The organism is Streptomyces mirabilis, assembly GCF_039503195.1.
Lineage (GTDB): Bacteria > Actinomycetota > Actinomycetes > Streptomycetales > Streptomycetaceae > Streptomyces > Streptomyces mirabilis_D.
The window spans coordinates 9,197,503-9,223,550 of record NZ_JBCJKP010000001.1 but is presented as its reverse complement, the minus strand read 5'-3'; the positions used below and the strand labels follow the sequence as shown (position 1 = coordinate 9,223,550).

General features: G+C 70.4%; 19 protein-coding genes. 5 read left to right on the top strand and 14 right to left on the bottom strand.

What is annotated here, in order from left to right:
• Nucleotides 1-54: 54 nt before the first annotated feature.
• From AAFF41_RS41845 to AAFF41_RS41835, 3 genes are read right to left on the bottom strand one after another with little or no spacing between them, the layout of a single operon-like run.
• Complete coding sequence (locus AAFF41_RS41845) at nt 55-1,089, bottom strand: ABC transporter permease (RefSeq protein ID WP_319749163.1); 1,035 nt, start codon at nt 1,087-1,089, stop codon at nt 55-57.
• On the bottom strand, nt 1,082-2,575 hold the full coding sequence (locus tag AAFF41_RS41840) for a sugar ABC transporter ATP-binding protein (protein WP_319749164.1): 1,494 nt from the start codon (nt 2,573-2,575) through the stop codon (nt 1,082-1,084). Before AAFF41_RS41840 ends, AAFF41_RS41845 begins: the two co-directional genes overlap by 8 nt.
• On the bottom strand, nt 2,572-3,639 hold the full coding sequence (locus AAFF41_RS41835; protein WP_060899763.1) for a sugar ABC transporter substrate-binding protein: 1,068 nt from the start codon (nt 3,637-3,639) through the stop codon (nt 2,572-2,574). Before AAFF41_RS41835 ends, AAFF41_RS41840 begins: the two co-directional genes overlap by 4 nt.
• A 199-nt stretch (nt 3,640-3,838) precedes the next feature.
• Here AAFF41_RS41835 and AAFF41_RS41830 point away from each other — a divergent pair, with 199 nt between their 5' ends.
• Nucleotides 3,839-4,540, top strand: a complete 702-nt coding sequence (locus AAFF41_RS41830; RefSeq protein ID WP_054234945.1) for a FadR/GntR family transcriptional regulator — start codon at nt 3,839-3,841, stop codon at nt 4,538-4,540.
• 40 nt (nt 4,541-4,580) lie between these two features.
• Here the strand turns inward: AAFF41_RS41830 and AAFF41_RS41825 are convergent, their stop codons facing one another.
• From AAFF41_RS41825 to AAFF41_RS41800, 6 genes are read right to left on the bottom strand one after another with little or no spacing between them, the layout of a single operon-like run.
• On the bottom strand, nt 4,581-7,598 hold the full coding sequence (locus AAFF41_RS41825; protein WP_343325692.1) for an alpha-mannosidase: 3,018 nt from the start codon (nt 7,596-7,598) through the stop codon (nt 4,581-4,583).
• Nucleotides 7,599-7,641: 43 nt separating this feature from the next.
• Nucleotides 7,642-9,654 carry an endo-beta-N-acetylglucosaminidase gene (locus tag AAFF41_RS41820; protein ID WP_343325691.1) on the bottom strand — a complete coding sequence of 671 codons (2,013 nt, stop codon included), beginning with the start codon at nt 9,652-9,654 and terminating at the stop codon, nt 7,642-7,644.
• Nucleotides 9,651-10,910, bottom strand: a complete 1,260-nt coding sequence (locus AAFF41_RS41815) for a glycoside hydrolase 5 family protein (protein WP_343325690.1) — start codon at nt 10,908-10,910, stop codon at nt 9,651-9,653. The genes AAFF41_RS41820 and AAFF41_RS41815 overlap by 4 nt, the downstream gene beginning before the upstream one ends.
• Nucleotides 10,911-10,947: 37 nt before the next feature.
• Nucleotides 10,948-11,865: a carbohydrate ABC transporter permease gene (locus tag AAFF41_RS41810; protein ID WP_425526206.1), complete on the bottom strand. Its 918-nt coding sequence runs from the start codon at nt 11,863-11,865 to the stop codon at nt 10,948-10,950.
• A gap of 44 nt (nt 11,866-11,909) precedes the next feature.
• Nucleotides 11,910-12,806, bottom strand: a complete 897-nt coding sequence (locus tag AAFF41_RS41805) for a carbohydrate ABC transporter permease (protein ID WP_319749168.1) — start codon at nt 12,804-12,806, stop codon at nt 11,910-11,912.
• 8 nt (nt 12,807-12,814) lie between these two features.
• On the bottom strand, nt 12,815-14,107 hold the full coding sequence (locus tag AAFF41_RS41800; RefSeq protein ID WP_343325689.1) for an ABC transporter substrate-binding protein: 1,293 nt from the start codon (nt 14,105-14,107) through the stop codon (nt 12,815-12,817).
• A gap of 220 nt (nt 14,108-14,327) precedes the next feature.
• Here AAFF41_RS41800 and AAFF41_RS41795 point away from each other — a divergent pair, with 220 nt between their 5' ends.
• Entirely contained in the window at nt 14,328-15,371 is a 1,044-nt protein-coding gene (locus tag AAFF41_RS41795; protein ID WP_319749170.1) for a LacI family DNA-binding transcriptional regulator, read from the top strand.
• Between the two features lie 109 nt (nt 15,372-15,480).
• Here AAFF41_RS41795 and AAFF41_RS41790 read toward each other — a convergent pair whose 3' ends face one another.
• The 3 genes from AAFF41_RS41790 to AAFF41_RS41780 are packed head-to-tail and all read right to left on the bottom strand — an operon-like array spanning nt 15,481 to nt 21,260.
• Nucleotides 15,481-17,013 carry an alpha-L-fucosidase gene (locus tag AAFF41_RS41790; protein WP_343325688.1) on the bottom strand — a complete coding sequence of 511 codons (1,533 nt, stop codon included), beginning with the start codon at nt 17,011-17,013 and terminating at the stop codon, nt 15,481-15,483.
• A gap of 19 nt (nt 17,014-17,032) precedes the next feature.
• Nucleotides 17,033-18,928, bottom strand: a complete 1,896-nt coding sequence (locus AAFF41_RS41785) for a family 20 glycosylhydrolase (RefSeq protein WP_319749172.1) — start codon at nt 18,926-18,928, stop codon at nt 17,033-17,035.
• Nucleotides 18,921-21,260 carry an alpha-L-fucosidase gene (locus AAFF41_RS41780; RefSeq protein ID WP_319749173.1) on the bottom strand — a complete coding sequence of 780 codons (2,340 nt, stop codon included), beginning with the start codon at nt 21,258-21,260 and terminating at the stop codon, nt 18,921-18,923. Before AAFF41_RS41780 ends, AAFF41_RS41785 begins: the two co-directional genes overlap by 8 nt.
• Nucleotides 21,261-21,512: 252 nt before the next feature.
• Here AAFF41_RS41780 and AAFF41_RS41775 point away from each other — a divergent pair, with 252 nt between their 5' ends.
• Nucleotides 21,513-22,856 carry an amidase gene (locus AAFF41_RS41775; protein WP_343325687.1) on the top strand — a complete coding sequence of 448 codons (1,344 nt, stop codon included), beginning with the start codon at nt 21,513-21,515 and terminating at the stop codon, nt 22,854-22,856.
• Between the two features lie 28 nt (nt 22,857-22,884).
• Here the strand turns inward: AAFF41_RS41775 and AAFF41_RS41770 are convergent, their stop codons facing one another.
• Together AAFF41_RS41770 and AAFF41_RS41765 are read right to left on the bottom strand one after the other, a co-directional pair.
• The gene (locus AAFF41_RS41770) at nt 22,885-23,367 is read right to left on the bottom strand and encodes a GNAT family N-acetyltransferase (RefSeq protein ID WP_319749175.1); all 483 of its coding nucleotides are present in this window, start codon (nt 23,365-23,367) and stop codon (nt 22,885-22,887) included.
• A 59-nt stretch (nt 23,368-23,426) separates the two neighbouring features.
• Entirely contained in the window at nt 23,427-23,600 is a 174-nt protein-coding gene (locus AAFF41_RS41765) for a hypothetical protein (protein ID WP_165853954.1), read from the bottom strand.
• Nucleotides 23,601-24,168: 568 nt separating this feature from the next.
• Here AAFF41_RS41765 and AAFF41_RS41760 point away from each other — a divergent pair.
• Together AAFF41_RS41760 and AAFF41_RS41755 are read left to right on the top strand one after the other, a co-directional pair.
• Entirely contained in the window at nt 24,169-25,473 is a 1,305-nt protein-coding gene (locus AAFF41_RS41760; protein ID WP_343325686.1) for a permease, read from the top strand.
• 106 nt (nt 25,474-25,579) lie between these two features.
• Complete coding sequence (locus tag AAFF41_RS41755; RefSeq protein WP_319749177.1) at nt 25,580-26,035, top strand: hypothetical protein; 456 nt, start codon at nt 25,580-25,582, stop codon at nt 26,033-26,035.
• Nucleotides 26,036-26,048: the final 13 nt, after the last annotated feature.

Genomic DNA, 26,048 nt, shown 5'->3' with positions numbered 1-26,048 from the left:
GGAGGGGTTCCGTGGATCCGTGGGTCCTTGGATCCGTACGAAGACGAAGGGAGGTCAGTCCTGGGCGCGGCCGGTGGTCACGCGGGCGATCATCAGGGCGACCAGGATGATTCCGCCGTAGATGGCCTGGATCCAGAAGGACGGCACCTGGGCGAGCGTGAGCAGGTTCTGCACCACGCCGAGGAGGAGTACGCCGGTCAGGGCGCCGAACATGGTGCCCTTGCCGCCGTCCAGGCTGATGCCGCCGATGACCGCCGCCGCCATCACCGTGAAGATCATGTTGTTGCCCTGGTTGGCGCTGATCGCGCCGACGTACCCGGTCTGCATGATTCCGCCGACCGAGGCGAGGACGCCGGCGACGACGGAGACGCCGAGCAGCATCCGGTCGACGCGGATACCGGCGGCGCGGGCCGCCTCCGTGTTGCCGCCGATGGCGTACAGGGCGCGCCCGACGCGGTGGTATTTGAGGATCAGTCCGGCGACTCCGAAGGCGACCGCGGCCAGCCACACCGACAGCGGGACGCGCAGGAAGGTGGAGGTCGCCAGCTGGAAGAACGCGTCGGGCATGCCGAACAGTGTCTTGCCCTTGGTGGCGCCGACCAACAGGCCACGCAGGACGATCAGCATCGCGAGGGTGACGATGAAGGCGTTGAGCTTGAACTTCACCACCAGGATGCCGTTGAAGGCGCCGATGACTCCGCCCACGACGAGGATCGCGACGAGGGCGAGCGCGACCGACCACTCCGTGCCCCAGCCGGACTGCGCGGACGGCAGCACCAGCAGGGCGCCGACGGCGGGCGCGATGCCGACCACCGACTCCAGCGACAGATCGATCTTGCCGGTGATCAGCACCAGGGACTCGGCGAGGACCACCATCGCGAGGGCCGCCGAGGCGCCCAGGATGGAGATCAGGTTCCGTTCCGTGAGGAACGAGTCGTTGACGATCGCGCCGAGCACCAGCAGCACCAACAAAGCGGGCACCAGGGCGAGTTCACGGGCCCTGCGGAGCAGTACGGTCTTGGCGGCCCGTGCGTCGGGGACGCGCGCGGTGGTGGGCGACGAGGCCGACGGGGCCTTCGTGTCAGCCATGGTCCACTCCTTCGATGGAGGCGATCAGCTCGTGGTCGTGCCAGCCCGCCGGGTGCTCGGCGACGACACGGCCGTGGAAGAGGACGAGGACGCGGTCGCAGCGGCGCAGGTCGTCGAGTTCGTCGGAGACGACGAGCACGGCGGTGCCGTCCTCGCTGGCGCTGTCCATCCGGGACAGCAGTGACTCCTTGGACTTCACGTCGACGCCCGCGGTGGGGTTGATGAGGACGAGGAGGCGGGGGTCGGAGGCGAGGGCGCGCGCCATGACGACCTTCTGGGCGTTGCCGCCGGAGAGGTCGGAGACGGGCTGTTCGGGGCCCTCGGTGTGGATGTCGAGGCGTTCGATCAGCTCGGTGGCGAAGCCCCGCTTGCGGGCGGCGGAGATGAAGCCGTAGCGGCCGAGCCGGTTCAGGACGCTCATGGTGGTGTTGTCGCCGATGGTCATGCCGGAGACGAGACCCTGCTCGTGCCGGTCGCGCGGGACACAGGCGACGCCCGCCTTGAGCGCGGCCTGCACGTCACCGAACGGCAGCCTTTCACCTTCGAGTTGAGCCGTGCCGCCGGTCGGGGTGTGCAGTCCGGCGAACGACTCGGCAAGCTCGATCTTGCCGCTGCCGCTGGAGCCGGCGAGGCCGAGGACCTCCCCGCGGCGGACGGTGAGGTCGATGTCCTCGTACGCGTCCGAGGTGAGCCCCCGGGCGTCGAGCAGCACCGGGGTGTCCGCGGCGACGGACTGGTGCGTGACGGTCCGCTCGGCGATCGACTCCCCCGCCATGGCCTCCACCAGGGCCGTGCGGGGGAGTTCGGCGACCGGCGCGGTGGTGATCCAGCGGGCGTCGCGCAGCACGGTGACCGTCTGGCACACCTCGTACACCTCCTGGAGGTGGTGCGAGATGAACAGGAAGGTGACACCGGACTCCTGGAGCGCGCGCATCCGGGTGAAGAGCCGTTCGATCTCCCGGTTGTCGAGCTGCGCGGTCGGCTCGTCGAGGACGATGAACCGGGCGCCGAAGCTGAGCGCCCGGGCGATCTCGACCATCTGGCGGTCCTCGACCTTGAGGTCGGCGGTGCGGGCCTCCGGGTCGACGTGCACGTCCCAGGTGTCCAGGACCTGCGCCGCCTCGGCCCGCAGCCTGCGCCAGCTGATGAAGCCGCCGCGCCCGACCGGCTGCCGGTTGATGAAGAGGTTCTCCGCGACCGTCAGCTCCGGTACGACGGTGGGCTTCTGGTAGACGCAGGCCACCTTGCGGCGCCAGGCGTCGCGGTCGGTGAGCGCGGGCGCGGGCTCACCGTCGAAGCGGACCTCGCCCTCGTCGGGGGCCTGGAGGCCGGTGAGGACGGTGACGAGGGTGGACTTGCCCGCGCCGTTGCGCCCGACGAGGGCGTGGGACTCACCGGGGAGAACGGTGAGCCGGCCGTCTTGGAGGGCGACGGTGGGGCCGTACCGCTTGGCCACCCCCCGCGCCTCCACCAGTGGGGTGCTCATTTGACCGTGTTGCCCCAGAGCTTGGGGTCGTCGACGTTGTCCTTGGTCACCAGCGGCGCGGGCAGCTGGTCCTCCAGGATGCCGCTGGGCAGCTTGACGATCTCGGAGTCGTGGTCGGTCGGGCCGGTCTTGAACGTCTTCCCCTGCATCGCGGCCTTGATGTAGTACATGCCGTACTTGGCGTACGCGTCGGCCGGCTGGGAGACGGTGGCGTCGATCTCGCCCTTGCGGATGGCGTCGAACTCCTGCGGGATGCCGTCGTTCGAGACGATCGTGATGTGGCCCGCCTGGCCGGCCTTCTTCAGCATGCCCTTGGACTTGAGCGTTTGGAGGGTCGGCGCGAGGTAGACGCCGCCCGCCTGCATGTAGATGCCCTTGATGTCGGGGTTGGCGTTCAGCAGGGTGTCGAGCTTGGAGGCCGCGGTGTCGGACTCCCACTTGGCCGGGATCTCCAGGACCTTCAGCTTCGGGTAGTTCTTCTGCACGCAGGTGCGGAATGCCTCGGAGCGGTCCCGGCCGTTGACCGAGGCCAGGTCGCCCATGATCTGCACGACCTTGCCGGAGGGGATCTGCTTGCCGAGGTACTCGCAGGCCTTCTCGCCGTACGCGACGTTGTTGGCGCGTACGACCATGGCGACCTTGCCCTTCTCGGGCGCCACGTCGACGGCGACCACGGGAACGCCCTTGCGCTCGGCCTGGTCGAGCCCGGCGGCGATCGCGGCGCTGTCCAGGGGGGCCACGACGAGGCCCTTCACGCCCTGGTTGAGCTGGTTGTTGATGTCGGTGATCTGCTGGGACGGGTCGCTGTTGGAGTTGACGGTCTTGAGGGCGTCGACCCCTTCGGACTTCGCCATCTTCGGCACGTAGTCGTTGTAGGACTGCCAGAACGGCGAGGTCAGCAGGGGCAGGATGACCCCGACCTTGCCGGTGCCTCCGCCGCCCGACGACACGGAGTCCTTGGTGCTGCCGCATGCCGCGAGCACGAGGGTCGCGCAGGCGGCCGCAGCCGCCGCACGCACTGCCCGCGACGCAATTCGCGTGTTCCGCACGTTTCTGCCGGCCATCTGACGGCTCCTCGTTGAGCGAGATCGATCGGGGGTGACGGTGCGTGGCCGAGCGTCCCGCTCAACCGGGACGAATATTTATCAGACCACTTCGCCTCCACAACACCCCTGTGCGCCAAAATTTCCGCGTTATCAGCCGTAGTGGTCCGACCACTCCGGTGGTTAGACTGCGGCGCACCCGGCAACAGGAGGAGACGGCGTGGACGAGTCGGCCCCGCAGAAGGGCACCGTGACGCAGCGCGCCATCGAGCGGATCAAGGCGATGATCGGCGAGGGCCGGCTGGAGCCCGGGCAGCGGCTGCCGACCGAGCGTGATCTCGCCGCCCAGCTGGGCATGTCCCGCAGCTCGATGCGCGAGGCGATCCGCGCGCTCACGGTCCTCGGCGTGCTGGAGGCCCGGCACGGCTCGGGCATCTACGTCACCCAGCTGGAGGCCGGGGACCTGCTGGAGACCTTCGGCGTGGTGGCCGACCTCTCGCGCGGGCCGCGGCTGGTCGAGCTGCTGGAGGTGCGGCGGATCCTGGAGTCGACGGCGACCGCGCTGGCCGCCGCGCGGATCACGGCGGACCAGCTCGCCGAGGTCGAGAAACACCTGCTGGCGATGAACGCGACGGACGACCCGGAGGAGATCCTCGCCCACGATCTGGCCTTCCACCGCGAGATCGCGGCCGCCGCGGGCAACGAGACCATGGCCGCCATCCTGGAGGGCCTGTCCTCGCGCACGTTCCGTGCCCGGGTCTGGCGGGGCTACGAGGAGGAGGGCGCCTTCGAGCGCACACGCCGCGAGCACGCGGCGATCCACCGCGCGCTGGTGGCTCACGACCCGGAGGCCGCCAGGGCTGCCGCCGCCGCGCACGTGGGCGAAGTGGAGCAGTGGCTGCGGACCCAGCTCACGCAGTAGCCGGATCCGCAGCCCGGGAAGGGGCCGGGGACGCGCCCGCTCAGGCGCGTGTCAGCCGCAGAGTGACCAGCTCGAAGGGGCGCAGCGACAGGGTGACCCGGTCACCGTCGCGCCGCGGCGCGACGGCGTCCACGAGGGGACGCTCCAGCAGGTCGGTGACGGTGACGTCCCCGATCTCGAACCCGGCCGTCAGCGTGGCCCCGGTGCGCCCGCCCCGGGACTCGTGGAAGCGTACGACCACATCCCCACTGCCGTCGTCGGCGAGCTTGACCGCGGTCACCACGACCGCGTCCTGCGCCACCTCCACCAGGGGCGCGACCTCACGCTCGCCGCTCACCCGCCGCTCCGGCAGATTGATCCGCCACCCCTCACGCACCGCGTCCCCGATGCCGGCCCCCGGCACCAGCGCGTGCCGGAAGCGGTGGACGCCCTGGTCGGTCTCGGGGTCGGGGAAGCGCGGGGCACGCAGCAACGAGACGCGCACGGTCGTGGTCGTACCGGAGTCGCTGTCGCGGACCGTACGGGTCACGTCATGGCCGTAGGTCGAGTCGTTGACGAGCGCGACACCCCAGCCCGGCTCCTCCATGTGCACGAACCGGTGGTTGCACGCCTCGAACTTGGCCGCCTCCCAGGACGTGTTGGTGTGCGTCGGCCGGTAGAAGTGCCCGAACTGCGTCTCGGAGGCGTACCGCTCCGCGTGCACGTCGAGCGGGAAGGCGAGCTTCAGGAACTTCTCCGTCTCGTGCCAGTCGACCTCGGTGTCGATGCCGAGCCGCCGCTCCCCCGGCGCGAGCGACAGCACCTGGGTGACCCGCGACGCGCCGAAGGACCGTACGATCCGCACCGACACACCGTCCTCGCCCGGCACGACCTCGTCCGCGTCGACCAGGTCGGTGACCGTGTTGCGGTAGAACTCGTCGACGTCCCAGGCGTCCCACATGTTCGGGAAGTCGGGGTGGATCTGGAGCAGATTCGCGGCGCGTCCCGGGGCGATCGTCTCGCGGTCGGCGTCGATGTCGTACGCGGAGACGACCAGGCCCCGGGCGTCGATCTCGACCCTCAGCAGGCCGTTGTCGAGGACGTGGCCGCCGCCTACGCGCGACGCGAGCGCCACCTCGCCCGTCGCGGCGGCGGGCAGGGCCCCGCCCGCCGGGACCCCGTCCCTGCGGTGCGGGGCGGAGTTGAACACGAGCTCCGTCCCGCCTTCACCCGCCAGCGCCCGCTGCGCCGCGTCGATGATGCCGGTCAGCTCCTCGGCGACCCGCTCGTACGTCCTGCGCGCCTCCCGGTGCACCCAGGCGATGGACGAGCCGGGCAGGATGTCGTGGAACTGGTGGAGCAGGACCGTCTTCCAGATGCGGTCCAACTCCTCATACGGGTAGGGGAATCCGGTCCGTACGGCGGCGGTCGCGGCCCAGAGTTCGGCCTCACGCAGGAGGTGTTCGCTGCGCCGGTTGCCCTGCTTGGTCCTCGACTGGCTGGTGAGCGTGGCGCGGTGCAGTTCGAGGTACAACTCGCCGACCCAGACAGGGGCGTTCGGGTACTCGGCCTCGGCCTTCTTGAAGAACTCCGTCGGGGTCTCCCACACCACGGTGGCGGAGCCTTCGAGGTCACGGACCCTGGCCGCCTTGGCCACCATCTCGCGGGTGGTACCGCCGCCTCCGTCACCCCAGCCGGTGGGGGCGAGGGAGTGCCGGGCGGAGCCCTTGTCCTTGAAGTTCTTTGCCGCGTGCGCGAGTTCGCTGCCCCGCATGGAGCAGTTGTAGGTGTCGACGGGCGGGAAGTGCGTGAAGATGCGGGTGCCGTCGATGCCCTCCCACTGGAAGGTGTGGTGCGGGAACTTGTTGGTCTGCGACCACGAGATCTTCTGGGTGAGCAGCCATTTGGAGCCCGCCGCCTTGATGATCTGCGGAAGTCCCGCGGCGAAGCCGAAGGTGTCCGGCAGCCAGGCCTCGTCGTTCTCGATGCCGAACTCGTCGAGGAAGAACCGCTTGCCGTGCACGAACTGACGGGCCATCGCCTCCGAGCCCGGCATGTTGGTGTCCGACTCGACCCACATACCGCCCGCGGGCACGAACCGACCCTCCGCGACCGCCTTCTTCACCCGCGCCCACACCTCGGGCCGGTGCTCCTTCACCCAGGCCCACTGCTGGGCCTGGGACATCGCGAAGACGAACTCGGGCTCGTCCTCGATGAGCGCGGTCATGTTGGAGGTGGTCCGCGCCACCTTGCGGACGGTCTCGCGCAGCGGCCACAGCCACGCCGAGTCGATGTGCGCGTGCCCGACGGCGCTGATGCGGTGCGCGGACGGGACGGCGGGCTCGGCGAGCACCCCGGCCAGCCGTTCGCGGGCCGCGGCGGCGGTCGCACCCACGTCCTGCAGGTCGACCGCGTCGAGCGCCTTGTCCACCGCGCGCAGGATGTCCCAGCGCCGCGCCGACTCCACCGGCAGCTCCGCCATCAGCTCGCCGAGGACCTCCAGGTCGAGCACCAGCTCCCACACGGTCTCGTCGAGGACGGCGAGGTCCATCCGGGTGAGGGTGTACTGCGGCTCGCTGCCCGCGGTCTCCTTGTCGCCCAACTGGGTGGGCAGGAAGGGATGGTAGTCGAGGATCACCGGGTTGGACGCGGCCTCGACGTGCAGCCGGACCTCCTCGCCGCCCTCGACCGGGGCGCCGATGCGCACCCACTGGTTGCGCGGGTTGAGTCCCTTCACCGGAGAGCCGTCGGGCCGGTAGACGAGCCCCTCGCACTGGAAGCCGGGCATGTTCTCGTCGAAGCCGAGGTCCAGCAGGGCCTCGACGGTCTTCCCTGCCCACGCCTCCGGGACGGTCCCGGTGACCCGGAACCAGCTGGTGCCCCACGGAGCGCCCCAGCGCGCACCCACCTCGATCGGCTCGGGTGTGGCCGCGAGCCCCTCGGCGACCGGCACCGGCTCACCGGGAGCGTGCCACACCGCGACGTCCAGCGGCACGGACTCGGGGTACACGGCGGGTCGGATACGCTCGTCGAGGACGCGCTTGAGGCGGGCTTCGACCAGGGTGCGGTCGTCATGCATGGGGTGCTCCGTGGGGTGAAGATGGTGCGGGAAGGTGGTCCTGCTACCAGGTGTGGGTGGTCGTGGCGGCGGTCGAGACGGTGAACAGCTCCCCCACCGCGCGCACTTCGAACCCCCCGGACGACTCGCCCTGCTCGGCGGTGAGACCGCCGACGTAGAACGCGCTCTGGCAGGTGCCGCCGAGGAAGCGGCGCGTGCCGTCGGGGAGCGTCCGGTACAGCTCGTAATGGCGTACTTCGCCGGGGGCGCCCTGCCAGGCGAAGCGCAGGTTGCCGCCGTCGGCGCCGGTGACGCGCAGGTCGGTGGGTGCGGCGGGGGTGAGCACGGCATCGCGGACCGCGAGCCCGCCCAGGCGCCAGCGCACCGGACCACTGCTCGCCGTCAGCCGCACGCCCAGCGCGTGCGCGGTCCCGCTCAGTCCGGTCAGCGGCACGGTGGCGGTCTCCCAGCCGTCGCCCGAGGACGTGAGCGGGAAGTACGTGTACGGGGGCGCCCCGCCCGCCGCGCTCGGCTCGGCGGTGGCGACGGCCAGCTCCACGGCGGCGGCGCCCGCGTCCGTGCGGTAGGTGAGCTCGACCACCGTCTCCGCGGTGAGCGGCAGCCTCGTCGCGTACAGGTCCAGCGTGGTGGGCGCGTCGAGGGCGCCGGCGACGAGCAGGCTGCTTCCGCCCCGCCAGGCGTCCGCGAAGTCGAAGGTGACGGCGGGGCGCTGTCCGTCCGTCCGCACGACCCAGCGGCGGGAGGGCAGCCGGTCCTGGAGACCGAGGTGGTTCCAGGCCTGGTCCGAGGTGACCTCGCCGTCCTCGCACCACTTCAGCCCGTGGCCGGTGTTGAAGACGGTCGCGAACGGGAGTGAGGCGACCGTCGAGCGGTCGGCGACGGAGACGGCCGGGGCGCGCCAGCTCGCGCTCGTGTCGGGCTTGGAGGGGTCGAGGGAGGAGCCGGTCCAGAACAGGTCGTCGGCGGCGTGGAAGTCGCCGGGGGTCCGGCTCGCGGGCAGGTGGTTGCGGGTCCACTCGGGCCGGTAGAAGCCGAGCGAGGTGACGTGGGCCTTGGCGCTCGGCACGATGGCGTCCCAATTGACGGAGGCGCCGGTCCCGTTGGCCTCGACGTCGAGGCCCGCCCACAACTCGTAGGGACTGCGCCCGAGTTGCTGGGCCGTCGTCGCGGAGGAGGCCAGGCTGCTCTGCGACCAGCGGAAGTCGACGAACATGGAGTCGGCGGCCTGGAAGAACGTCTTGTTCTGGTTGTTCAGGGCGCCCTGCCAGCTCACCGAGCCGCTCACGGTCATCGCGTCGTACCAGGTGACGCGCTGCCCCTGAGCCGTCCCGAGCGACTTCAGTTCGTTCATGAAGCCGAGCATGGCGGTGGCGAGCGCGGTGTTCCCGCCGCTGGTCTCCGCGTTGATGAACCATCCGTCGAAGCCGTACGCCGCCGCCACCGCGACGAGCCGCGCGGCGAGCGGGTAGTGCCCGGCGGAATCCTTCTGCACCAGGTCGCGGGTCCACTGGAGCTGTCCGCCGTAGGCGACGGGCGGCAGGAAGACATTGCCGAGGACGGGCACACCGTGCCGGTGGGCCGCGTCGACGATCGGGGCGTTCGGCGCGAGGATCAGGCCCTCCCCCGCCGAGCCGCCCCAGAAGACGAGTTCGTCCAGATACGCCCAGTGGGTGAGGGCGTAGTAGTCGGCGGTGGCGGCGCCCTGCGCGGGGTTGCTCGACGTGGGGCCGAAGGAGACGAGGGACTGGATACGGGCCTGGCCGCTGCGGGCGGTCGTGTTGGCCGGGGTCGGAGTGAAGCGCGCGGCGAGCGGCACGGTCGACGCGTTGAACGCCAGGTCGGCGTCGGTCGCGGCGCTCCATGCCTTGAGACTGCGCCAGGTGATCCCGGTGCCGGGGGTGCCCGAGGGCAGCGAGTCGGGGTACCAGTAGGAGGCGTACGGCGGTGCCGCGGTCGCGGCGGCCTCGGTCGCCGCGACCGCGGGCAGACCGGGCAGGGCGGGCAGCAGCGCGGCGGCGGCGCCGGCGAGCAGGACGGTGCGTCTGGTGGGGTTCACGAGCGGGTTTCTCCTTGTGGGATGGGGAGTACCTGATCGGGACTGACGACTTCGGTGATGCCGCGCGCGGCGAGGTGTTCCTTGTCGTCCGCGCGCGCGTCGAGGACGGTGGTGGGGCGGGCGCCGTCGGCGGTGAGCCGGAAGAACGCCTCGAAGACGGGGCCGCCCGGGGCGCACAGCGAGCGGACGGCGGGGTCGGCGGGGACGATCAGCGCCGTGGTCCGGGGGGCGGGCGCGTGGTGGTGCTCGTGGGCGGCGCGGGCCAGCGTCCGCGCGCTGTCCTTGGGACGCCGGCCGTTGGTCAACAGGCCCAGCCCGTATTCGAGTTCGGGGAAGTCGGCGAGGTCGCGGGAGACGTCGTGGGAACACCACCAGGTGATGCCCCACAGGTCGGGGCAGTCCAGCGCCGCCGCGACGGTGGCCTCGGTGAAGGCCGCGGCGTGCTCGGGCGGGATCAGGGGGGCGGGTGCGCCGACCTCCTGGAGCCAGACCGGCCGGTGCGGGTCGTCGGCCCAGGCCTTGCTCAGCTCGATCAGATACGCGGCGTGGTGTTCGGTCGGCACGGAGGTACGGCCGTGTCGCTGGGCGGTGCCGTTGAAGACCCAGGAATGTACGGCCGTGACGGCGCCGCGGCGGGCGGCCTGGCCCGGGGTGAACGGCATGTCGTCCTGGTACCAGGTGGCGTCGTACTCGGCGTGCAGATGCAGCCTGCCGGGGGCGCCCTCCTCGCAGGCGGCGAGCATCCGCTCCAGCCAGGCGTCGATCTGGGCGCTGCTCGCCCGGTCGGGGTCCGGATGGGGCGGGCCCGCCGAGAACTGGTTGACCTCGTTGCCGAGCGTCATGCCGATGAAGTGCGGGCGGTCGGCGAGGGCCGCGGCGAGCGTACGCAGATAGGCCGCCTGGCCGTCGAGGACCTCCGGGTCGGTGAACAGGTTGCGCCGGTGCCAGGTCCGCGTCCACGCGGGCAGGAAGTCGAAGCTCGACAGGTGCCCCTGCAGACCGTCCACGTTGACGTCGAGCCCCCGCTCTCCGGCCGCGTCGACGAGCTGGAGCAGCTGCTCGACGGCGCGCGGGCGGATCAGCGCGCGGTTGGGCTGGAAGTAGGGCCACAGCGGGAAGACCCGGATGTGGTGGAGGCCCAGCGCGGCGATGGAGTCGAGGTCGGCGCGTACGGAGTCGAGGTCGAAGTCGAGCCAGTGGTGGAACCACCCTTCGCTGGGCGTGTAGTTGACGCCGAAGCGCACGGCAGAAGGCATGCGGGATCCTTGCGAAGCGAATCGGGACAGCGGGAGGTCAGCCCTTGACGGCGCCCTCCCCCACCCCGCGGAAGAAGTACCGCTGCAGGCAGGCGAAGAGGGCGATGAGCGGCGCCACGGCGATGACCGTGCCCGCGGCGACGAGCCGTTCGTCGTTGGCGAAGGTGCCGTGCAGATAGTTGAGGCCGATGGTGAGGGTGAACTTCGAGGGGTCGCTGAGCACGATGAGCGGCCACAGGAAGTCGTCCCAGGCGCCCATGAAGGCGAAGATCGCGACGACGGCGAGCGTGCCCTTCACCGAGGGCAGCGCGATCCGCAGGAACCGCTGCCAGGTGTTCGCGCCGTCCACGAAGGCCGCGTCCTCGATCTCGTACGGCAGGTTCAGGAAGGCGTTGCGCATCAGCAGGACGTTCATCGCGCCGACGCAACCGGGCAGGACGACCCCGATGAGCGTGTTGTTCAGGCCGAGCTCACGCATGGTGGTGAACTGGGCGATGATGATGCCCTCGACGGGGACCAGCATCGCGAGGATGAACACGAGGGTCGCCACGCGCCTGCCCCGGTAGCGCAGACGGGCCAGGGCGTAGCCCGCGAGGGCCGAGCCGACGCAGTTGGTGACGACGTTGGCGCCGGCGACCTTCAGGGAGTTGAAGGCGTAGTCCCAGACGGGGATGGTGTCGGCCACCCGCTTGTAGTTGTGCAGCGTGGGATCGCCCGGCAGGAACTTCGGCGGTGAGCTGAAGATGTCCTCGGTCGGACCCTTGAGCGAGGTGGACAGCTGCCACAGGAACGGGCCGACGGTCAGGGCGAGGACGGCGAGCAGCAGTAGGTAGCGCAGGGCCAGTTCCCAGCCGCGGACACGGCGGCCGTGCTCGTCGGTGACACGGCGGCGACGGGGCCCGCGCCCGGCCGGCGGACGCCGCTCGACGTCGCGCTCGTTCGCCAGCACGCTCACGCGTCCTCCTTCCCGCACGCTCACACGTCCTCCGTCCGGCGCGCTCACGCGTCCTCCTTGCGGTCGGCGCGCAGCACGAGGAGCATCAGCCCGACGGTGACGACGAAGACGACGACCGAGATGGCGGAGGCGTAGCCGACCCGGCCGGTCAGTCCGGTGCCGGTGCGCTGGACGAGCATGACGAGGGTGGTGTCCTCGCCCGCCGGGCCGCCGTCGGGGCCCGCCATCAGGTACACCTCGGAGAACACCTTGAAGGCGGCGACCGAGGAGAGCGCGGCGACCAGCACCATGGTGGAGCGGACGGCGGGCACGGTGACCGTGAGGAAGCGCCGGACCGCGCCCGCGCCGTCGACCGAAGCGGCCTCGTGCAGCTCGCGTGGCACATTCGCGAGCGCGGCCAGATAGATGATCATGTAGTAGCCGAGGCCCTTCCAGACCGTGACGGCCATGGCGCTCAGCAGGAGCAGCCACTGGTCGCTGAGGAAGCCGACCCTGCCGACGCCGATCGACTCCAACAGCGAGTTCACCAGGCCGCGTTCATCCAGGAGCCACACCCAGATCAGGCCGACCACGACGATGGACGCGACCACCGGAGTGTAGAAGGCCGACCGGAAGAAGGTGATGCCGGGGATGTTCTTCTGGACCAGCAGCGCGAGCAGCAACGGCAGCAGGACGAGCGCGGGGACGACCCCGAGGACGTACAGCGTGCTGTTGCGCAGCCCGATCCAGAACATGTCGTCGTGCAGCAGCTCGCGGAAGTTGGCGAGGCCCACGAACGTGCCCGGGATCAGGGTGCGGCGGTCGGTGAAGGCGTTGACCACGGTCGAGACGAAGGGATAGAGGATGAACACGCCCACGACCAGGAGGCCGGGAGCGGCGAACAGCCAGGGGCTGGTCGGCAGTTGGCGCCGTACCCGGGCGGTGCTGGACGAACTCGCCATGGCCCCGCTCAGCCCTGCTGCTTGAGCAGCGTGTCACAGGCCTTGACAGCGTTGTCAAGAGCCGTCTTGGGGCTCTCCTTGCCCTGCAGGGCCTTCGCGACCTCGTTGCGCAGCGCGGTCTTCATCTGCTCGCTGAAGAGGACCGGCGTGTAGTTGACCGCGTTCTTCAGGGACTTGGCGGCGGCGATCCGCACGCGGGTCTCGTCGGTGCCGTCCTCCTTGGTGAAGTACGGGTCGTCGAGCGAGCCCGCGGTGCTCGGGAAGATCGCGACCTTCTTGGCGAAGGACATCTGGTTCTGCGCGTCGGTGACGAAGTGCGCGAAGGCGACCGAGGCGGGAGTGTGCTTGGTGCGCGAGTTGACCATCACGCCCATCACGTACATGTTCACCTTGCTGGTGCTGGTGATCTGGTCCGTGATGCCGATGTTCTTGTAGAGGTTCGGGGCCTGCTTCTTGAAGTTGCCGAGGTCCAGGGCGCTGCCGGGGTTCATGGCGACGGCCTCGGTGAGGAACTTCTTGCCCGAGGACTCCGGGGTCGCGGTCAGCGCCTGCGGGTCGAGCGCCTTCGCGTCGTACAACTCCTTGTACTTGGTGAGGAGTTCGACTCCCTTGGCGTCGTTGAAGGCGAAGGCGGTGCCTTCCTTGTTCATCAGCTCGACGCCGTAGCGGCCGAAGTCCTCGATGGTGGGCACGTTGGCGAGTGTGGCGACCTTGCCGTCGCTCTTCTTCGCCAGCTGCAGGGCGTCGGCGAAGAGTTCGTCGTACGTCGTCGGCGGCTTGGAGGCGTCGAGGCCGGCCTCCTCGAACAGGGACTTGTTGTAGAAGAGCGGGCCGGTGTTGAGGTACCAGGGGAAGGCGTACGTGCCGGTCATGCCCGGTATCTGGTGGCTGGCCCAGGCGCCGTCCAGGTACTCCTTCTTGTACTGCGCGGCGGACTTGTCGAGGTCGAGGGCGAGGCCCGCCTTGGCGAGCGGGGCGACGAGGTCCGGCGAGACGTTGACGACGTCGGGCAGGGTGCCGCCGGCCGCGTCCGCGCTGATCTTGTCGGCGTAGCCCTCGGCGGGCTGGTCGACCCACTTCACATGGGTGCCGGGGTACTTCTTCTCGAAGTCGGCGATCACGCCCTCGAAGTACGGCTTGAAGTTGGCCCTCAGGTTCCAGGTCTGGAAGGTGATGTCGCCCTCGACCTTGCCGGAGGCGTCCGTCGAACCACTGCCGTCACTCCCGGAGCCGCAGGCGCTCAGCGGCAGGAGAACGGCGACGGTGGCAGCGGCGGCGAGAGCTCTGCGGGAGATGCGCACGGATGGGGCTCCTCTTGCAACAGGGGTAACGGTGCCGGGGCAGACCTTGCAGCCAACTCGCCGGGCAAGTCAATGGATTTGGCTCAGCTAAATTCATTAGTGCCACAACATGGCTGGTCACAGACGTTCCCCCAGCCCCTTGCAATCGATCACTAATGCGCTTTAGATTGCCTCAGCTCAAGCGCATTAGTACACCAGCTCAGCAGAACGGGGAACAGGGTTGCCAGCCAAGCGGTCACCCGCGCGCCGACCGACGATGAAGGACATCGCACAGCGCGCCGGGGTCTCCGAGAGCGCGGTCTCCTTCGCGCTCAACGACCGGCCCGGAGTCTCCGAGATCACCCGCGACCGGGTCCGTCGCGTGGCCGAACAGCTGGGCTGGCGGCCGAGTACGGCGGCGCGCCAGCTGTCCGGCGAGGGCGCGGCGACGGTGGGTCTCGTGGTGGCCCGTCCCGCCGACACCCTGGGCGTGGACTCGTTCTTCCTGCAGCTGATCTCCGGCATCCAGGAGGTGCTGGCCGAGCGTCATCTCGGCCTGCTCTTCCAGGTGGTGGAGGACGTGGCCGACGAGTGCGCGGTCTATCGACGCTGGTGGGCCGAGCACCGCGTGGACGGCGTCATGGTCGTCGACCCGCGGACCGACGATCCGCGTCCGGACCTCCTGGAGGAGCTGGGTCTGCCCGCCGTGGTGATCGGCGGCGTACCGGACGCGGGGCACCCGGGGATCTCCACCGTCTGGGCGGACGACGCGGGCGCGATGGCCGCGGTGGTGGACGAGCTGTACGCGCTCGGCCACCGCCGGATCGTGCACATCGCGGGCCTGCCGGGGCTCGCCCACACCGAGCGCCGGATCCGCACCCTGCGCGCGGAGGCCGAGCGGCGGGGGCTGACGGAGGTGCGCTCGGTCCCCACGGACTACTCGGACGCGGAGGGCGCCGCCGTCACCCGCCGCGTCCTGGAGAGCGGCACCCCGCCGACCGCGCTGGTCTACGACAACGACGTGATGGCCGTCGCCGGCGTCGCCGCCGCCACGGAACTGGGCTTCCTGGTACCGGGCGACGTCTCGGTCGTCGCCTGGGAGGACTCGCCCCTGTGCCGCATGGTCAAACCCTGGCTGTCCGCCCTCTCCCGCGACACCGTCCAGTTCGGCCGCACGGCCGCCCAGGAACTCACCGCACTACTGGACGGCGGTCCGGCCCGGACGGTGCAGGTACCGGTGCCGCGGCTGATCGAACGGGAGAGTACGGGGCCCCGCGAGGCTTGAGAGGGTGAGGGGCGGGGCGGACGCGCGGCCGAAGACGCCGAGGAAAGGACCCGGAGCCGCAGACGCTGAGGGGTGGACGCCGTGCGGGGCGTCCACCCCTCGGTATGCGTCAGATCCGTGAGCGATGCAGGGCGAACTCCGCGATCCGCGCGGTCCGCCGCGACCGCGTCACCCGAAGGCGCCAGCGCCGGGCCCGTACCGGCGCGGAGAGCAGCAGGATCCGGCTCGCTCCGATCGTGCCGGCCCCGGCCACCCGGCTCCAGGCGCCCGCTCCGTACGCCTCGACCACGAAGCTCTCCACCTGCTGGCCGTGCCGGATGTCCTCGGCGAGCCGGATCCGGTCCACCTCGCGTTCCGTACCGAGATCGACGGTGAAGACCCCCGGGGAGGAGCGGACCACGGTGCCACGCGCCAGGTCCTCCGGCAGCTCCCGGTCCACGCGTTCGCGGAACTCGCGCAGCCGCACCACGTCGGCGGCCGGCAGCAAGCCCTGCGTGTCGGGCGGGATGTTGAGCAGCAGCACCGAGTTGCGGCCGACCGAGCGGAAGTAGATGTCGGTCAACTCGTCCACGCTCTTGGGCCGCTGGTCGGCGTGGTAGAACCAGCCGTCGCGGAGGGACACATCGCACTCGGCCGGCCACCACTGCAGGTAGTCGGCCACCGGTCGGGCCGCCACGAGTGCGGCCCGGCTGCCCTCGTCGGGTGCGTCGTAGGCGAGCGCGTAGTCCGTGCGGCCGTTGTCCTTCCGCGTGACCGGTACGACGCTCCACTCGTCCTCGCGGGCGAGCCCGCCCTCGTTGCCGACCCAGCGCACATCGGGCCCGGACACGGCGATCGAGGCGTCGGGGGCGAGGGCCCGGACCAGCGCGTACCAGCTGTCCCAGTCGTACTTCTCCACCTTGTCGGGCGGAATGCGGCCCTGTGCTCCGTCGAACCACACCTCGTCGACGGGTCCGTACTCGGTGAGCACTTCGTAGAGCTGGTTGAGCATATGGGCGCCGTAGTCGGTGGCGTCCAGCGTGAACGTCCTCGGGTCGGTACGGTCGTCGCCGTCGACGAGCGTCGGGATGGTGCGCTCCGTGCGCGCGCTGCCGTTGGCGTAGACGCCGTGCAGGTACTGGTTCTCGTCAGCCGGTGAGATGTAGACGCCGACCTTGATCCCGTGGCGGCGCATCGAGTCGGCGAAGGAGCGCAGCACGTCGCCCCGCCCGCCGCGCCAACTGCTCGACGCCACCGAGTGGTCGGTGTAGCGCGACGGGTGGAGGACGAACCCGTCGTGGTGCTTGACGGTGAGGATGGCGAGCTCGAAGCCGCCGTCGCGCAGGGCGCGGGCCCACTGGTCGGTGTCGAGACCGACGGGCTGGAAGACGTCCGGGTCCTCGTCACCCGTCCCCCACTCCAGGCCGGTGAAGGTGTTCACACCGAAGTGCAGGAAGGCGGTGCGTCCGAGGTTCTGCCAGGCGATCTGCCGTGCGGTGGGCCGGACCTGGGAGGCCTTGCGGACCAGGTCCTCCTCGGTGTCGGAGGGGCTGACGGGGATGCGGGAGGGAGCTTCGCCGGGGGCCGCGAGGGCGACGTATGTGCCGGTGGACGCGACGAGGGCGGTGGATGCCAGGACGAAGAGGCGTCTGGAGAGGGCCATGGGGCGGGGTCTCCTCACATCAATGGACGGTCAACCGCCAGACGGACGGCGTTACTTGGTCCGATGGGTACTGGAGGAGCCGCCCTTCGTCCGTCACGTGCACCGCCATCCGTGTGATCGCGTTGACGAGCCGGTGTCCGCCGCCGCGCACCGGCTCCAGCTCCCAGCGCTGCAAGGTGTCCGCGGCGACGCACGGTGCTTCGGTCACCTCGACACCGGGGTCCAGGGGCACGTTCAGCGTGAGCTTTCCGCCGCTCACCTCCAGACAGCCGCCGCTCGTCGTGGACCGCAGGATCACATAGCCGTCCGCCGTCCGCCGGACCTGGAGAGCGGCGGTCGCGGCCCCACCGCGGAAGGTGTACGTCCCCTCGGGCACCGGCACGCGGGTCAGGTCCCGCCACCCGGGCGCGTGCCCCACGGCCGCACCGCGCGCGGTGAACTCGGCGTACGTCGGGTCGGGGTGCGCCGAGCCCCAGGTGACCTGGGCGATGTGCCGCAGGGCCGGGTCCATGGCGGTCGCGACCTCGTTCTCCGTCTCCCCGCGCCCGTTGTCCGGCCAGAGGCTGATCTTCGCCCCGGTGACGCCCGCGCGTGAGGCGAGCTTCTCGCCCTCGAAACTGCGCGGGTCCCAGCTCTGGTCGTACAGCGCCTTCGTGTCGGTGTGGAAGCCGCCGCGGACGAGGTAGAGGGAGTAGGCGGCGTTCATCAACGGATAGCCCTGCGCGATGAGTCGGCTGGGCTTGGTCGTCACGTTCAGCCAGTGCTCGACCGTCGTACCGGCCGTGACGGGCACCGTGTTGGCGCCGGTGAGACCGTCGTTCCAGATGCGCAGCTTCTTGCCCTTGGCCGCCGCGTAGGCCTGGACACGGTTGACGAAGTCGATGAACGCGTCCTGCGGGGTGGCGTTCGCGCCGTACCTGGCCCGTGCGTAGGCGAGGATCTGCGGGTACTTGGCGAAGTCGGAGCCGAGCATGTACTCGTCGGCGCCCATGTGCCAGGACCCGGACGTGAACACCTGCGCGTACTCGTCGATCAGGCCCGTGTAGTACGTGAAGGCCGCGTCCTGTGTGATGTCGAGCCGGGCGGGCTGCTTCACACCGTCGGCGTCGGTGAGCTGGAGGTCCGGGCGGTTCTGGATCCAGGGGTCCATGTGCCCGGGCGAGTTGATCTCCGGGACGATCTCGACGTGGTACTTCTCGCCGAGGGCCACGAGCCGGCGTATCTCGTCCTTGGTGTAGTAGCCCCAGGCGTTGGCCTCGGGGTGGGCGTCGCTCTTCACCTTCAGTTCGAGCAGCAGCTGGTTGAGCTTGTGATACGCCATGTCGCGTACCAGGTTCTCCAGCCAGGCCGTGGAGATGTGGACGTAGCAGGCGCAGACGCCGACACCGCGTTCCTTGTACTGCGGCACGTCGACCGTGCTCCCGGCGGGCACGCGGTCGCTCTGGGCGAGGAGTTGGAGAAGAGTGCGGGTGCCGTAGAAAGCACCGGTCTCGGCGGCCGCGGTCACCAACAGGCTGTTGCCCGCGCGCAGTTCGTAGCCCTCCGCGCCGAGCCGCGACGCGGAGGGGTCGACGCCGATCACGATGTCACCCGTGTGCGCGCCCTGCCCTACGACGGGAACGGTGCCGTGGCCGGCCACGCGCAGATCGTCGGCGAGAGTGTCCGCGACCCGGCGTGCCGCGGGGTCGCGCGCGACGATGCGCGATCCGGGGCGGATGGAGTAACTGCCATGTTCCGGGGTCCAGTTGGGGAGGGCGGGAACCGTGACGGGAGGCACCGCGGCCGTCCCCGCCTGCACCGTTCGCGCCAGCGCGGGGGCCGGCGTCGCGAGCGTCAGCAGCAGCGCCACCACGCATCCGACGACCCTCCGCGTCCACCGGCTCCGTACGGACCGTGCGGCGCGTCGGTCAGCCATCCCATTCCACCTTGAACACCCACACGTACTGCCCCGCCTTGCGGGCCGCTTCCGGCACGTCGACGACCAGCGACCCGCCGCTCACCGTCCAGGTCAGCGGCCGGTCATGACCGAGCATCGTCACCTTGTCCCCACCGCGGATCGGTACCGGTGCCTCGACGGTCAGTGTGGCGCCGGGCTCGGTCAGCGAGTGGATGTAGAACGCCTCGTTCTGGCGGACCGTGAACCGCAGGTCCTCGCCGAGCTGCGCCATCCGTGACCAGTACGTGGTGTCGTAGATCGCCTCGCCGTTGGTCCTGAGCCAACGGCCGGTCTCGCGCAGCCGGGTCTGCATGATCTCCGGGATGGTGCCGTCCGCGCGGGGGCCGATGTCCAGCAGGAAGTTGCCGTTCTTCGACACGATGTCGACCAGGCTGTGGACGACCTCCTCGGCGGTCATGTAGGCGGCGTCGGGCGTCGCCTTGTTGTAGCCGTAGCTGAAGGGGTCGAGTCCCCGGCTCGACTCCCACTTCGCGACGACCGTGTTCTCGTACGTCGTGTACTCGGGGGTGGTGAAGTCGTGGAAACCGATGCCCGAGCGGTTGTTGACGGTCACCTCGTACGGCTTGGGTCTGTTCTTGCCGTGGTTGAAGTACTCGGCGAGGACATGGAGGCTGTCGTTCGCGCCGCCGATGTCGCACCAGATGAGCGACGGGTCGTAGCCGTGGATCAGTTCCAGCATCTGCGGGGCCTGATAGTCCTTCACGAAGTCCTTGCCCGCGGTGTATCCGGTGTACGGGAGCGGCTCCAGGGTGTACGGGTTGCGCGGGGCGTGGCCCATCCACGGGTTGTCGGGGTTGAACCACTCGGGCATGGAGAAGTACAGGCCGCGGTGCAACTCGGGCGTGAACTTCTTCGAGGCGTCGAAGAGTTCACGGATCAGATCCCGCTTCGGGCCCATCTTCACGGCGTTGCGGTCGGAGACCTTGGTGTCCCACAGGGCGAAGCCCTCGTGGTGCTTGGAGGTGAGCACGTGGTACTGGGCTCCCGCGTCACGGAAGAGCTCCACCCAGGCCCGGGGGTCGAACCTCTCCGCCGTGAACATCGGGATGAAGTCGTCGTAGGCGAAGTTCTCGCCGTATGTGTCCCGGTGGTAGGCGTACACCGCGTTGTCCGGGCTCTGCAGGTGATTCCAGTACCACTCGGCGTACTGCTTGCCGACCGGAGACCAGGCGGGTACCGAGTAGACGCCCCAGTGGATGAAGATGCCGAACTTGGCGCGGTGGAACCAGTACGGGGCCTGGTGCCCGGCGAGAGAGCTCTCGGTGGGCCGGTAGTCGGGCACGCCGAGGGTCAGCTCGCGCCCGGCGGAGGTTACTTGCTGCCCGCGTCCGGTGACGGTCACCTTTCCGGGCCGCGCGGTGCCCGGTGCCGTGCCCACGCGGTTGCGGATGCCGACCCGGACGCGCGCCTGCTCGCCGGGGTCGAGGCGGACGACGTGCGCGGGCTCGACGGTGCGGGCGCCCGGCACGTCGACGCCGACCGACACCCGGTCGCCGGCGAGGACGGCGACCGTGCCCGCGTTGACGACCGTGGCCTCCACGCTCTGCGCGCCGCTCGACTCGAGCAGGGAGAAGGTGGAGTGCGCGTCCCGCAGAGCCAACGCCCGGCCCCGTGCGGCCGGTTGGAGGGAGAGCGCGAAGAGGTGGAGGGAGGCCTTGCCGGCCTCGGCGGGGTGGGTGGTCGGCAGGGTGAGGGCGACCGCCTCGCGCTGGGGGTCGATCCAGACCTCGGCCGTGCCGATCCCCACGCCGTGCTCGTCCTTCGTGCCGTCCGGCCGGTAGCGGTACGGGGCCGACAGCGACCCGCCGGTCGCGTACCAGTCCGCGCCGCCGAGCCCGGCGGTGGTCGTCGAGCCGTCGGCGTAGTGCACGGTGGCGCGGCCCGAGGCGTCGCCGTAGCTGCCCGCGGTGAGGAAGTGGGCGGAGAGATAGCGTCCGCTCGGCAGGTCGATGCGCTGGCCGAGGGCCACCACGTTGTTCCGGGCGCCCGCGGCGGCGGAGGGGAAGACGAACGCGATGCCGTCCACCTCGACGGGGCCCGCCGGGAGCTCCTCGCCGGGGAACGTGTACCCCGAGCCGTCGAAGCTGCCGCCGGGGGCGGTCGCCGTGTCGATGCCGTCGTTGTCGCTGTACGCGTCGAGCGGCACGGGGATCTGGTCGGGGACGGGAACCCACTGGCCGTGCTGCTCGACCGCCGGTCGCGCTTCGGCCGTGGCCGCGAGGGGCAGAGTGGCCGCGACGGCCACTCCGGCCGCGGCGCCCAGAACCTGACGTCTTGGATACGTGCTCATAGCGGCTCCAATTCATCGGATGTTTGATGATTGAGGCGCCACCAGATCCTGTCAATGGGGCGGGTAGGTGCGAAAGTTGAGCAAGTGATCGGATGATCTGCGACTCTGCGGAGATACCGGACAAGCGTGAGCGCGAAAGTCCAAGAAGACCGATCCGAATGTCCAAGGGCGACGGCTCTCGACGCGGCACCCCGCCGCCGGGCACAGTGCTCCTCGTACTCGCCAGTAATCCCCTGTCCCCGAGGAGCACCCGTGACCAGCTGGGTCGGCCGGACCGCTACCGAGATCGCCGCAGCCGTACGCGAGAAGCGGGCCACGCCCCACGAGGTGGTGGCCGACCACCTCGCGCGGATCGACCGGCTCGACGCGCGCGTGGGTGCCTTCCGTGTCGTACGGTCCGAGGCGGCCCTCGCGGAGGCCGACGAGCTGGCCGACCGCGCGGACCTGGCCGAACTCCCCCTCGCGGGGGTGCCCGTGGCCGTCAAGGACAACCTCGCGGTGCGCGGCGAGGCGAACCGCATCGGCTCCGCCGCGACCGCGGACACCCCCGCCGATCACGACCATCCGACGGTGGCGCGACTGCGCGCGGCGGGCGCCGTGGTCGTGGGCCTCACCAACGTGCCCGAGCTCTGCGTCTTCGGCACCTCCGAGGGTGTGCACGGCACGGCCCGCAACCCCTGGGACACCTCGCGCACGGCGGGCGGCTCCTCGGGCGGCAGCGCGGCCGCGGTCGCCGCCGGGATGGTCCCGATCGCGCTGGGCAACGACGGGATGGGTTCGCTGCGCATCCCGGCCGCGAACTGCGGCATCCTCGGCCTCAAGCCGGGGCATGGCACGATCCCGGCGGGCATCGGTCACGGCGACTGGTTCGGCATGTCGGAGAACGGGCCGCTCGCCACCACGGTCGAGGACGCCCGTTTGATGTTCGCGGTCCTGTCGGACACCGAGGCGATACGCCCCTCGGGGAACCTCGTCCGCAAGGTGGCCGTCTCCGTGCGCAGTCCGCTGGTCGGCGTGGGTGTCGGCCGCCCTTACGCGAACGCGGCCCGGGAGGCCGCGGAGTTGCTGGCCGGGGCGGGCCACGAGGTGCGGCCCGCCGACCCGCCGTACCCCTACTGGCTGGGCACCGCCGCGCTGATGCACTGGACGGCGGGCACGGCGGTCGACGCCGAGGACCTCGACCCGCGCCGGCTGGCCCGGCGGACTCGGGTGCACGCCACCGTGGGGCGCCGCTTCGTGGCCGGGGTACGCACGGGTGAGCGTCGCGAGCAACTGCGCGGGCGCCTGGAGCCGTTCTTCACGGAGCACGACGTGCTGCTCACCCCGGCACTGGCTCGGCGGGGGCCGGCCGCCGCACCGTGGCACAAGCGGGGCTGGCTGCGCAATGTGCTGGTCAACACCAACTACTCGCCCCTGACACCGCCGTGGAACCTCACGGGGTGGCCCGCGATGGCGGTGCCGTTCGGGACCCTGCCGAGCGGGGCCCCGGCGGCCGTACAACTGGTCGGACGCCCTGGATCCGAACTCGAACTCCTGGAGCTGGCAGGCCAGTTGGAGGAACTGCGGCCGTGGCGACGGACGGCGCCACTGGACTGAGCGGCGCGGTCCCTAGGAGCACGGGGCTTCACAGCGCCTTGTACATGATGTGCAGCCCCACCCACCCGTGCCGGGGGTGCTCGTAGGCGTCCGGCACGGTGCCGAGGACCGTGAAGCCGAGCGCGGTCCACAGCTTCACGGCCGGATTGGTCTCCACGACGGCGTTGAAGACCATGCCCCGATAGCCGTCGGCCTTCGCCGCGGCGAGGATGTGCTCGGCGAGCGCGCGCCCGATGCCGAGCCCGGCGCGGTCGGGGTCGACCATGAATCCGGCGTTGGCGACGCGGGCGGCGGGGCCGCCGTAGTTGGGGGTGACGTAGGCCGAGCCGACGACCGCTCCGGTGGTGTCCTCGGCGACGTACACACGCTTGCCCGGTGCCATCCACAGGGCCCGGGCCGCCTCCTCCGAGGTGCCCGGGTCCCAGGTGTAGGTCTCACCCGCGGCGACGATCCGGTGCCAGAAAGGCCAGATCCGCGGCCAGTCGTCGGCCGCGGCTTCTCTGATCAGCATGGACGTGAGTCTGGCACGCCCATGCCGTCAGCGTTCGCGATGACTCCCGCCGCGAGCGGTCAGTCCACGCTGGGCAGGATGTGGGGCTCGGCGAGGTCGTCCTCGTACCCCGCCAGGCGGATCGGGGCGGACCTGGCCCACACGTCGAGGCTGCCGAGCTTCTTCTCGGGCCGGCCTCCGCGCTCCGTGCGTTCCTTGGGGCGCTGATCGCGATTCGTCTTCTCCGGTGTCACCGCGCACTCCTTATGTGTCGGGTCACCCTCGGGACGTACAGGGCCAGACTGCTTCCGGTCGCCTGACATCCCCTCGGGTCTGAGTCGAAGGCAGTTAAGGACGCGGTGGCGCCGGTAACTCGTGTGAGAGCAGTCCGTGGTGACCGGCTGTCCCGGGACGGACCGTGGGTGTGGGTGGAACCCCTGCAGGCTGTCCGTCCGGTACAGGGTAACCAAATGAGCGGGTGCCCGCTCGATGGGGCTGAAAACACGAGGTAACTGTCTTGGGTCGATCAGTGTCCATCGGCCCTCGATCTGGGCTTATTTGATGATGTATCCCCCCTCGCGCACCACCCGTTCGGCGTAGCGGCACACCTCCCGTGACCAGGGCGGGAAGGCTCAACCCGAGGCCCGAACAGGGGTGATGGGCCGACCCGCGGAGCCTTGACCTCCCGTTGGGACGACCCTCCGAAGTCTTTGCGGAACCTTGAACCGGCGTGACCCGCCCGGCCGCCACACGGCATCTGATACCCCTAGGGGGTATAGTCCCGTGTGAATCGGGGAAGCCGGACGGGAAAGAGTGAGGCCGATGCACGCGATCCTGCACGCACTGTCCATCACCGGGTCGATGACCTGGGAGATCACCTGGGCGCTGATCCTGGGGTTCGGCCTCTCCGCCGTCGTCCAGGCCGTGGTGCGTCGCGCGACGATCGTGCGGATACTCGGTGACGACCGGCCGCGGACCCTCACGCTGGCCGCGGGGCTCGGCGCGGCTTCCTCGTCCTGTTCGTACGCGGCCGTCGCGCTGGCGCGCTCGCTGTTCCGCAAGGGCGCGAACTTCACCGCGGCGATGGCGTTCGAGATCGCCTCCACCAATCTGGTCGTCGAACTCGGCGTGATCCTCGCCCTGTTGATGGGCTGGCAGTTCACGGTCGCCGAGTTCGTCGGCGGCCCGATCATGATCGTGGCACTGGCCGTGCTCTTCCGGATCTTTCTGCGCGAACGGCTGTTGCGCGAGGCCCGGGAGCAGGCGGAGCGCGGGCTCGCCGGGTCGATGGAAGGGCATGCCGCGATGGACATGTCGATCCAGACGGAGGGCTCGTTCGTGCGGCGGCTGCTCTCGCGTGAGGGCTACACCTCTGTCGCACACGTGTTCGTCATGGAGTGGGCGGCGATCCTGCGCGACCTGGTGATCGGTCTGCTGATCGCGGGCGCGATCGCGGCCTGGGTGCCCGACGCGTTCTGGCAGTCCCTCTTCCTGGACGGCCATCCGCTCGCCGCGAAGCTGATCGGCCCCCTGGTCGGCCCGCTCGTGGCGATCGCCTCGTTCGTCTGCTCCATCGGCAACGTGCCGCTGGCCGTCGTGCTGTGGAAGGGCGGGATCAGCTTCGGCGGTGTGGTCGCGTTCATCTTCGCCGACCTGCTGATCCTGCCGATCCTGAACATCTACCGGAAGTACTACGGACTCCGGATGACCGGCTTCCTCCTGGTCACCTTCTACGCCGCCATGGTGCTCGCCGGATACGTCGTGGAGTTCCTCTTCGGCGGCCTCGGGCTCATCCCCGACCAGGCCGACGCGACGATCCCCATGGAGGGCGTCTCCTGGAACTACACGACCTGGCTCAACATCGCCTTCCTGCTGCTGGCGGCGGCCCTGGTGTGGCGGTTCCTGCGCACGGGCGGCCCGGCGATGCTGCGGATGATGGGCGGGGCACCGGAGCCGGACGGCCACGGGCACGGGACTGCCGGGGCGGAAGGCCACCACCACGGCGCACCCGCGCCGGGGGGCCACGGGCACGGGACTCCGGGGGCCGAAGGCCACGGGCACGGGACTCCGGGGGCCGAAGGCCACGGCCACGGGACTCCGGGGGCCGAAGGCCACGGCCACCACTGAACACGGCGCGCAGTTCAGGTCCCGTTGGCCGATTCGCAAGGCAGCCATGATCTGCTGGCGTCCGGAAACGGCTTTTTCCCGCGGGAGGACTCGGGAGGACTGACGCATGGAGCTGCGCAGCGTCGAGGAGCTGATGGATCTGCTGCACGCCTGCCGGGGCGCCCGGGACACCCCGGGCCGCTGTGGCGGCCGAGTGGATCTGCACGACCACGCCCTACAGACCGCCGCGCTCCTGCGCCGAAGTCGTCCCGCGGACAAGGAACTACAGGTGGCGGGCCTGGTCCACGCCGTAGGGCAACTGCTGCGGCCCGGCGACACGGCCGGACACACCGACCTGGCGGCGGACCTGGTCCGGCCGCTGCTCGGCGAGCGGGTCTCCCGGCTCGTCGGTCTGCACGCCGGCGGATGGGCCGACGACGCGGACGCCGACGACGTGCTGAGCCTGCGCCACGCGGACGAGTCGGGCAGGGTCCCCGGTCTCCACGCCGGGGTTCTGGAGGACTGGCGCACGGTGCTGGAGCTGGTGGCGGCGCAGCACTCGCGGCTCGGGGCTGTTGACTGACGGTCCGTCATGA

Coding starts and splice junctions, on each gene's coding strand:
- AAFF41_RS41825 (WP_343325692.1), bottom strand. CDS start 7,598: ATGCATGACGACCGCACCCTGGTCGAAGCCCGCCTCAAGCGCGTCCTC.
- AAFF41_RS41790 (WP_343325688.1), bottom strand. CDS start 17,013: ATGGCCCTCTCCAGACGCCTCTTCGTCCTGGCATCCACCGCCCTCGTC.
- AAFF41_RS41815 (WP_343325690.1), bottom strand. CDS start 10,910: ATGCCTTCTGCCGTGCGCTTCGGCGTCAACTACACGCCCAGCGAAGGG.
- AAFF41_RS41840 (WP_319749164.1), bottom strand. CDS start 2,575: ATGAGCACCCCACTGGTGGAGGCGCGGGGGGTGGCCAAGCGGTACGGC.
- AAFF41_RS41755 (WP_319749177.1), top strand. CDS start 25,580: ATGGAGCTGCGCAGCGTCGAGGAGCTGATGGATCTGCTGCACGCCTGC.
- AAFF41_RS41785 (WP_319749172.1), bottom strand. CDS start 18,928: ATGGCTGACCGACGCGCCGCACGGTCCGTACGGAGCCGGTGGACGCGG.
- AAFF41_RS41805 (WP_319749168.1), bottom strand. CDS start 12,806: ATGGCGAGTTCGTCCAGCACCGCCCGGGTACGGCGCCAACTGCCGACC.
- AAFF41_RS41845 (WP_319749163.1), bottom strand. CDS start 1,089: ATGGCTGACACGAAGGCCCCGTCGGCCTCGTCGCCCACCACCGCGCGC.
- AAFF41_RS41780 (WP_319749173.1), bottom strand. CDS start 21,260: ATGAGCACGTATCCAAGACGTCAGGTTCTGGGCGCCGCGGCCGGAGTG.
- AAFF41_RS41760 (WP_343325686.1), top strand. CDS start 24,169: ATGCACGCGATCCTGCACGCACTGTCCATCACCGGGTCGATGACCTGG.
- AAFF41_RS41835 (WP_060899763.1), bottom strand. CDS start 3,639: ATGGCCGGCAGAAACGTGCGGAACACGCGAATTGCGTCGCGGGCAGTG.
- AAFF41_RS41770 (WP_319749175.1), bottom strand. CDS start 23,367: ATGCTGATCAGAGAAGCCGCGGCCGACGACTGGCCGCGGATCTGGCCT.